The organism is Prevotella sp. SGI.167 (assembly GCF_050313615.1).
In the GTDB taxonomy this organism is placed as follows: domain Bacteria; phylum Bacteroidota; class Bacteroidia; order Bacteroidales; family Bacteroidaceae; genus Prevotella.
This window is the reverse complement of sequence record NZ_JBNPLT010000077.1, coordinates 1-2454: the sequence shown is the minus strand read 5'-3', so window position 1 is coordinate 2454 and position 2454 is coordinate 1. Positions and strand designations below refer to the sequence as shown.

The 2454-nt window shown below is 40.5% G+C and carries 1 protein-coding gene; it reads right to left on the bottom strand.

Annotated features, from left to right (window positions below; genetic code table 11):
• Positions 1 to 230: 230 nt before the first annotated feature.
• Positions 231 to 2426 carry an alpha-galactosidase gene (locus ACQRBJ_RS15835; protein ID WP_445304204.1) on the bottom strand — a complete coding sequence of 732 codons (2196 nt, stop codon included), beginning with the start codon at positions 2424 to 2426 and terminating at the stop codon, positions 231 to 233.
• Positions 2427 to 2454 lie beyond the last annotated feature (28 nt).

Genomic DNA, 2454 nt, shown 5'->3' with positions numbered 1-2454 from the left:
GTATTTTAACACTTTTGCGATATTTATCGTATTTTTCCAGATATTTCACTTTATTATATACATGCAGGCAATGCGCATGCGTGCGGGCGCACAGGCGTACTCGCATACTTAAATAATATAAGAAAAACAAAAATGAGAGAATTTGAAGAATAAAGGGCGTATCATAAATCATGTTTGATTTACAATACACCCTATAATTAGATATTAATATATCTTAGTTTTATTATTGTTTACTGTGCTTCAAGATAAAGAACACGTGAAGACCAATCAGTCTTCTTGCCCCAATCTACATTATTCTCTAATGGCATTTCCAAACCATGCTCCATTAAGAACTTGCCAGAGTAAGCCTTACCCTCATAAGCTAAAGGTGTATTATCAATAACATTAAGCTCACGTACCTTATACATCTTGTTAGCATCCAAACCTGCCATCTTTACGATAGGAAGATGAACATTATAGAAATTAGCAAGCTTCCACCAATAGAAAACAGCCTTATCCTTTGCCTCACTTACATACATAATAGATGACAATCCCTGGTTATCGTAAGGAGAAACCAAACGATAAAGGTCACCAAACTGTACTACAGGACGAATCTCCTTATACTCAGCAATAGCTTTACGACAAAGCGCCTTTTCTTCTTTTGTCATATTCTTTGGCTGGATTTCCATTCCTAGACGTCCGCTCATAGCTACATCAATACGATACTTCAAAGAAGTAGTGCGGAATACGGTATGGTTTGGCACAGCAGAGATATGACTTGCCATGGCGATGGCTGGGAAGAAGAAGCTGGTACCATACTGCATATAAACACGCTGGAGCGCATCAGTATTATCACTTACCCAGAACTCATCGAAACCGCGAAGGAATCCCCAGTTTGCACGACCACCACCACTAGCACAACACTGTATAACAACATCCTTATATTTTGCACGAATGCGATCGATTACATTAGAAAATCCGCGATGATAAGCGATGTAGAGATGACTCTGGTCAGCAACAGGAAGATACTGACTACCATGATTCATGATGGGCATATTAGCATCCCACTTGATGTAAGCGATGTCAGGGTACTTAGTAAGCAAATCATCTACTACATCAAATACGAAATCCTGCACTTTTGGATTACCGAGATCGAGTACCAGCTGAGTACCACCACGACCAACAACAGCATCACGCTTAGGAGCCTTGATAACCCAATCTGGATGTTTTTCGTAGAGTTCACTCTTGGTATTGGTCATTTCTGGCTCAATCCAAATACCAAACTTCACACCATTTTTCTTTGCATCGCGGAGCAAACCTTCAATACCATCAGGCAATTTTTCGGTATCTACAACCCAATCACCCAAAGCAGTATTGTCTCTCTTACGAGGATATTTTTTACCGAACCATCCATCATCCATAACGAACAACTCACCACCCATGCTATGAATGTCTGCCATCATCTGATCCATTCCCTTCTGGTTGATGTCGAAATAAACACCCTCCCAAGAATTCAAGAGAATATCTCGCTCCTTATCACCATGAGCAAGAACATACTTACGTCCCCACTTATGGAAATTACGACTAGCACCGCTCAAACCTTCATTAGAATAAGTAAATGCAAGAGCTGGAGTTTTGAAAGTTTCTCCCTTTTTAAGGTGATACTCAGAGTTTTGTTCATTGATACCAGCAAAGAAGTAGTGATACTCGGTATCATCGGTTACGGTTTTGAGTTTATAATTTCCAGTATACTCAAGCGCTGCACCGATTACCGCACCCGTATTTTCCTGTCCCCTACCATTCAGAGAGAACATAACCTCAGCATGGTCGGTATGAGAATTTCGAGTACCATCATTATTGCGAATAACGAACTCACCAGGCTGCAATTTTTCATGGCTCAACTGTGCTTCAGCTGCCCATGTACCAGAAAGATGACTCATCCATACATCTCCACGACGGATAGGAAGCATAGCAGATGCAAATGTAGTAAGGGTAACAGTTCCCTTCTCACCGTTAGCAATCTCTGTCCATGTTTCAATCATATCAACATCATTGTATGAGCGATATTTCAAATCCACCTTAAGATTATATACAGGATCCTTGAGATGAATCGTAGTAACGGTAGTATTTCCTTCGTTCTTCACCTCACAACCAGTAGCAACGAGAGCAGTAGAAAGATTACCATCGCTATGACGCATAGCGAGTGCAGCTTCAGCTGGAGTATTAAGACCGTATGCAGGATAAACATCCATACGACCGTTAGAAGCCACCTTAAGATTAGCCAAATCCAGATTATTCAACTTGGTGCCGAAGTAAAGATACTGAGCAGGCTTACCATTCTCTACATCAAGAACAAGCGAGATACCTTTACTATTCACCGAAACCTGCTCTGCCATCGCAGGCATGGCGATGGTCATAAGCAAGAATGCAATTGATTTAAATTTCATCATATTTTTATATATGTCGTTAGTTATT